At 70.0% G+C, this 6,444-nt stretch carries 4 protein-coding genes; 2 read left to right on the plus strand and 2 right to left on the minus strand.

Translation table 11 applies throughout. From position 1 onward, the window contains the following. Positions 1–307 precede the first annotated feature (307 nt). Both ABD848_RS24080 and ABD848_RS24085 read left to right on the plus strand, forming a co-directional pair. The gene (locus ABD848_RS24080) at positions 308–568 is read left to right on the plus strand and encodes a mycoredoxin (RefSeq protein ID WP_344977186.1); all 261 of its coding nucleotides are present in this window, start codon (positions 308–310) and stop codon (positions 566–568) included. 68 nt (positions 569–636) lie between these two features. Further along, positions 637–1,134: an ANTAR domain-containing protein gene (locus ABD848_RS24085; protein WP_344977190.1), complete on the plus strand. Its 498-nt coding sequence runs from the start codon at positions 637–639 to the stop codon at positions 1,132–1,134. A gap of 162 nt (positions 1,135–1,296) precedes the next feature. Here the strand turns inward: ABD848_RS24085 and nudC are convergent, their stop codons facing one another. Both nudC and ABD848_RS24095 read right to left on the minus strand, forming a co-directional pair. Further along, a complete protein-coding gene (gene nudC, locus ABD848_RS24090; protein WP_344977193.1) occupies positions 1,297–2,265 on the minus strand; it encodes an NAD(+) diphosphatase in 969 nt (322 codons plus the stop codon). A 293-nt stretch (positions 2,266–2,558) separates the two neighbouring features. Further along, positions 2,559–5,930: an ATP-dependent helicase gene (locus ABD848_RS24095; protein ID WP_344977196.1), complete on the minus strand. Its 3,372-nt coding sequence runs from the start codon at positions 5,928–5,930 to the stop codon at positions 2,559–2,561. Positions 5,931–6,444: the final 514 nt, after the last annotated feature.

Raw genomic sequence — 6,444 nt, forward strand, 5'->3', positions numbered from 1 at the left:
GTTAACGCCCGCCGGATGGCCCCAGCCGTTGCAATCACGTCCTGTGGACACGCGGGCGCTGGGCGGCACCCCCGAAACGCTCGGCCGACGCGGTGGCCCGCCGATTGTCACTCGCCCCTGCGAGGATCGCCCCGTCGATGTGGCCCTACTGCGCGAGACGGCAACGACACGGAACCGGGCGACAGCGCGCCACGTCCGAACTGTCGATGCCGACTCCAGGGGAAGGAAGGCGGGGGAAGTGCGAAACGGCCCACAGCGTTGTTGATGAGCGGTGTGTCCAACACGGCTTAGGCAAGGAGCGAACCGCATGACTGCCTCCCCCACCGCACAACTCACGATGTACACCACCCCCTGGTGCGGCTTCTGCAAAAGACTGAAGAGCCAACTCGGGCGTGAGGGCATTGCCGTCAACGAAATCGACATCGAGCGCGACCCCTCGGCGGCGGACTATGTGATGAAGGTCAACGGAGGTAACCAGACCGTTCCCACAGTGGTGTTCGCGGACGGGACTGCGGTGACGAACCCGTCACTGGCCCAAGTCAAGGAGAAACTGACCATGCGGTCATAACCTGGGGCCGTTGTCCGAGCAAGTGACCTCGGACAACGGTCACGGGTGGGGATAAGAAGGGGGAAGACGTGACGCCTGACAACACGGCCACCGCGGACAGCGCCGAAGACACGACCGTCTTCGGCGAGATCCGCCGCACACCCGCAGGATGGCAGGTCCACAACGGTGAAGAGTTGCCGGATCTGCTCAACGCGATGGTGCTCGCCGACCTGATCATCGCGGAGGAACACCCCAACCTCGGCAGAACGCGGGTACCGCCGCGAGCCGATCCCGAACAGGCGACAGAAGTGGAACGGTTGCAGGTGACCGTGGCCCAACTCGAACACGCGCTCCATACCCGCGTTGTCGTCGAGCAGGCCATCGGAGTGTTGACCGAACGGGGACGGCTCGCACCGCGCACCGCGTTCGAGCAACTGCGACACGCTGCCCGAGCACGCGGCAAGAAAGTCGCCGATCTGGCCCGCGATGTCGTGGCGAGTACGGTCAACCCGTTGACCCCCCTCCCGGCTGAGCTGGCTCGGCAGGGGTGCGCGGTCGAACGCGCACCCCAACGACAGGCTGGTTGAACCGTGGTCCTCCCGCTGCGTGCGGGCACGGCACCGCGGCCGAGCCCCCCGCCGCATCCGTCCGCCCGGGCAGCCGGCGGCGACACCCGCCAAGGGTATGCAGACCGGGCGTCTTTCCGGGCGAGCCCCGCCCGGAAAGACGCCCGGTGAGCCATGACGCTCTCACCACTGGCCCGGTAGCTCAGCGCCGTACCACTGCTCGATCAGTTTGCGGGCGATCGAGACCGAGCTAGGGAGTCTCACCTCACCGCTTTGGGTGGCGGCGAGCAGTTCGGGGCGCGTAAACCAGCGGATGTCCTCGATCTCGATCATGTCCGTGCGCGTCGCTGTCCCAACGGCTCTGGCGTGATAGCCGAACATGAGGCTACGGGGGAAAGGCCACGGCTGGGAGCCAAGATAGCGGGGTTCGGCCACCGCGACCCCGACCTCTTCGGCGACCTCACGGATCACTGCCTGCTCCAGCGACTCTCCGGGCTCGACGAAACCCGCCAAGATGGAGTAGCGCCCCTGGGACCATTGCGGATTGTGCGCGAGCAGGCACTGCTCGGTGCCCGCCACCTCACGGTGAACCAGCATAATCACGGCCGGGTCCATCCGGGGGAAATTCTGCGTCCCCTCCCTCTCGCAGATCCGGATGTGACCGGCTGCGGAGAGGTGGGTGGCAGAACCGCAGCGGGGACAAAAAGGGTGGGTGGCATGCCAGTTGGCCAACGCCACCGCGTGGGTGAGCAGCCCCGAGTCGCGCGCCCCCAACAGGGCCCCGCACTCTTGCAGCGACATCGCCGTGATCCCGTCGGCCTCGATCAGCTCTACCCCCGGCTCGGCGCGCACCGCGAAGTAGGCGCGCTCGGTGTCGTCGACACCGAGGAGGTAGCGCTCTCCCCCGGGGGCCTGTTCAGGGGCGACAAACACCAACTCGGGTGTGCCGGGGCCGTTGGTGACCAGCGCCCGGGACTGTTTGGCCAACAGGCCCCGCCAGCCGTACTCGGCGGCGTTGCCGCTCTCCAGCACGAGGACCCGCGTGCGTGGATCGGCCCACGCCTCCTTCAGCCAGTCGTCGTCGGTGCGCCGGTGCGCAGCCACGTCGATGACGCCTCGGGAGAGTGCCGGGGTCAGCGGGTTTTCGGACATGCTGCCTTCCCAGATGCGATGTCGGTCCTGGTCGACGCCGGTCGGTGATGACACCGCCCCGGCCGGCGCGGTGTGACCGAGCGGCACGTCACGCCTGCCGCAACAGCGCACAACTGCCGCGCATTCCGGTCAACGCCCCCAGTGGTGGGCCATACGCCGCCTCGTCGGCGCGTGCGAGCCTACGGGAGACGGATGCACGCTCGTCCCTAACGGGCGCGCTCCCGGCGGGGCAGCCCCACCCAACCTCCCCCCGGGGCCGCTGCCCCACCGCCGGACGGTGGTCGCCTCTGGATTTACCCGGTGGCGGGCACCTTGTCGATCAGGGCTGCCAGCCCCGCCGCGTCGAGAAGGTCGGCTGGACGGATGGTGACGTCGGCGCGCACATAGTGGAACGCGGCGCGGACGCGCTCTAAGGGTACGCCCGCCAACTCGGCCCACGCGACACGGTAGGCGGCAAGCTGGACGGCCACCGCGCGGCGCTCGCGCTCAGTCGTCGGTGGCTGTCCGGTCTTCCAGTCGACGACGTCGTAGCTATCGGGTTCACCGCCGGCGGCCCGGTCGGCGAAGACGGCGTCCATGCGTCCTCGGACGAGCCGGTCCCCGATGACGGTCTCGAAAGGCACCTCAACGTCGATCGGGACGCGGCCCCCCCACTGGCTGTCCTCGAACCGGCGCTTGAGCTCGGCGAGGTCGGTGTCGGCCGACGTGGCGGCGTCCTCGTCGGCCGCCCCCGGCAGATCGTCGGAAACCAGCAGACTCTCCTGGCCGAAGCGCTGCTCCAGCCAGGCGTGGAAGGCCGTACCGCGGCGCGTGTGGGGGGCGGGCGGCCTCGGCAGGGGACGACGGATCTGGCGGGCCAGCGCAGCGGGGTCGCGGGCCAGCGACACCAACGACGACACAGACAGGTGAGCGGGGAGCTCCACCGGGATCTCGCGGGGCGTTTGCCCGTGACCGGCCACCTCCTCGCGGTGGGCGAGCAGCAGTTCGATGTCGCGCTCCCACCCGTCCAGCCTGCGGCGCAGCGGAGCGGACAGGCGTGCCCGGTCGAGCTCGTCACGCCGCTGCCGCGCGCCGCCCTCGCGGAACTGCGCCACCAACTGTGCGCCGGCGAGGGTGTCGGCGTAGGAGGCGCCCGCCGATCCCACCGCCTCCTCGGGGCGTTGCGGCCAGCGGACCGGCTCCGCCTCGGTGGCCTGCGGGTTGGTCTCTCCCTCCTGCGGCTCTGCTGCCCAGCAGACGACACGGCCGGCGCCGGCCTCGCACACGTCGCGAACCTCAGTGAGGAACACTGACGGCCCCCGAGGACGAGTGGAGGTCCGCCCCCACCAGTGGCCGGTGCACATCAGCGCGAAGGAGGCACGGGTCACGGCGACGTAGGCGAGCCGGCGCTCTTCCAGGAGATCCCGGTGCCTCTCTGCTGCCCGGAACTGTTCGATGCTGTCGGAGTCGACATCGTCGAGCCGGGGCAGCCCCGCGTAGTCGCCGCGCAGCGGGAAGGGCAGCTCGACGGCGCGCCCCGTCCAACTGGCCCCGTTACCGCGGTTGGTGGGAAACACCCCTGTGGACAGGCCGGGCACCACAACCATCGGCCACTGGAGCCCTTTGGCGGCGTGCACCGTCATGAGTTTGACAGTGTCGGTGGAGCCGACCCGTTCGCCGGGGTTGAGCCCCCGTTCGGTGTCCTCGGCTGAGTGCAGGTAGGCCAGGAACGCGCCAAGCGTGGGGGACTCGCTGGCGCCGACGAAGCGTACGGCGGCGTCGACGAAGGCGTCGAGGTCGGCGCGGGCGGTGATCGGGTCGCGGTTGGGGCGGGCGGCGACCTCGATGTCCAAGCCCAACGTATGCTCGATCTCGGTGATGAGGTCGGGCAGCGGCTGACCGACGAGGCGGCGCAACCCCGCCAACTCCTGGGAGAAGCGGGACAGCCGCTCATAGCCCAAAGCGGAGTAGTTCTCCGCGGGTCCCAAGTCGTCGAGGGCGTCGATGAGGCTGCCGCTTTGGGCGGTCAGGTCCAGCACGCTCTGGCGCAGCGGATCGGTCTCGGGCGGCGCGTCATCACCGGGGTCGCCGTGCAGGTCGCGCCGGGTCTCTTTGGCGAGCTCCACAGCGCGCTCGTTGAGCGCGACGAGATCGCGCGGCCCGAGGCGCCAACGGTTCCCGGTGAGCAGGCGAGCCAACTCGTTACCGGCGGTGGGGTCGTGCAGCACCCGCAATGTGGCGATGATGTCGCGCACCTCGGGCACGTTGATGAGCCCACCCAGCCCCACGACCTCAACCGGGACCCCACACCGCTCCAATTCCTCGCGCAGCAGCGGGAACTGGGAGCGTTTGCGGCACAAGATGGCGACATCGCCGGGACTCAGCGGCCCGCGCGCCTCATGCTCGGGCCAGGGTTGGCCGTCAGGAGCCGTGGGGGTGGCGTCGAAGCGGCGCGACTCGTCGAGTGCGAGCTTGATGTGCTCCGCGATCGAGCGCGCCTCCGCCGCCTCGGTGCGAAACAGCCCGCAGGTGAGAGCCCCCCTGCCCAGCCGAGCGGAGCCGGGCTGCAAGACGGGCACCGTGTCGGCGTCAGCCTCCTCCCGCAACGGGGCGGCGATGCGTTTGGCCGCTTCGAGTACCCGCTGCCCGTTACGGAAACTGGTTGCGAGCTGGCGCACGGGCGCCGCGCGGCCGGGCCGCTCGGGAAAGTGGGTGGGGAAACCGGTGAGGTTACCGGCGCTGGCGCCGCGCCACCCATAGATGGACTGGCACGGGTCACCGACGGCAGTCACCGGGTGGCCGTCACCGAACAGGGCACGCAGCAGCAACAACTGAGCGTGGCTGGTGTCCTGGTACTCGTCGAGCAGCACCGCCCGGAAACGCCCCCGCTCGATCAGGCCGACCTCGGGGTGACGCTGCGCGATACGGGCGGCCAGCGCCACCTGGTCGCCGAAATCCATGACCTCGCGCTGCGCCTTGGCCGCAGCGAAGCGTTCCAGCAGCGGAACGAGCTGTTCTCGGTGCTCCTGGGTCCGCAGGAGATCCTGGGTGGTCTTCCGCTTCAGCTTGGCGGGCAGATGTTCGAGACGAGAGCGAATCCACGTTCCGATGTCGTTGAGGTCGGCAGGGACTCGCACATGCTCGGCGAGCTCCCCGGAAAGCGCCAACAGCTCGGAGACCACCGAGGCGGGGGTGAGGGGGACGGCGTCCATGGGGCCGTCGTAGGTGCCGACGACGTGCGCGGCGAGCTGCCAGGCCACCGCCGGTGTGATGGGACGGATCGAGGGCTCCACAGCTTCCCGCAGCGCGTGGTCGGCGACCAGCCGGGCAGCGTAGGCGTGGTAGGTCAGCACGGTCGGTTCGCCGGCAAGCAGCTCCTCGGCCACCGCGCCGGTGGCGCGCAACTGGTCGAGTCGGCTGCGGACCCGATCGGCGAGTTCACTGGCCGCCTTGCGGGTGAAGGTCAACCCCAGCAGATTCTCGGGACGGATGTGGCCGTTGGCGACCAGCCAGACGACGCGGCCGGCCATGGTTTCGCTCTTGCCTGAGCCGGCGCCGGCTACCACGACCCCCGGGGAGAGCGGGGCGGCGATCACCGTGGCCTGCTCGGGAGTGGGGGGCGGCTGCTCCAGCAGCCGGGCAAGCTGGGCCGGCGCGAGCTGCGGGGGGGCCGAGGTCTCGGTCATGGTCTCCTGGTTCGCTGCTGTCTCCGGGCCGCACCGGAGGCGGAGGCTGCGACCGCGGGGCGGCGGCCACGGCGACGGGGGAGGGCGGCTCGCGCCCCGGAGCGCGCCGACAGGACCGGGTACCCGGCGTCGGGGAGCTCCCGGGGCCTCGGAGCGGGGTACGTCTTCCCACAGTGGCATATGGGCACGGCCGGGGGCCATCGACGCTCACCTTTCAGCAGCCCCGATGCTCTCCGCACCCAGTGGTGGCTGTCAGCCCCCGCCGGCAGCCGGGCGTGGGTGAGAACCGGCGGAGGAGAATCCGAGGGGGCGAGGCGCGGAGCTGTCGTCTGTCCCCATCGACCGGCGCAGAAGGCTACGGGCGTAGCTTAGGTCGCCTGCGCCCCGGGGGGGGTGCTTCTATGGGTTTGTCAAGCCGCGAGAGCGGTGGGTGGTTGGTAGAACGTGCCGTCACGCAGCATCGCGAACAACACGTCGCAGCGTCTGCGTGCCAGGCAGAGTAGGGCCTGGTTGT

This window comes from Salinactinospora qingdaonensis (genome assembly GCF_039539445.1).
GTDB lineage: Bacteria > Actinomycetota > Actinomycetes > Streptosporangiales > Streptosporangiaceae > Salinactinospora > Salinactinospora qingdaonensis.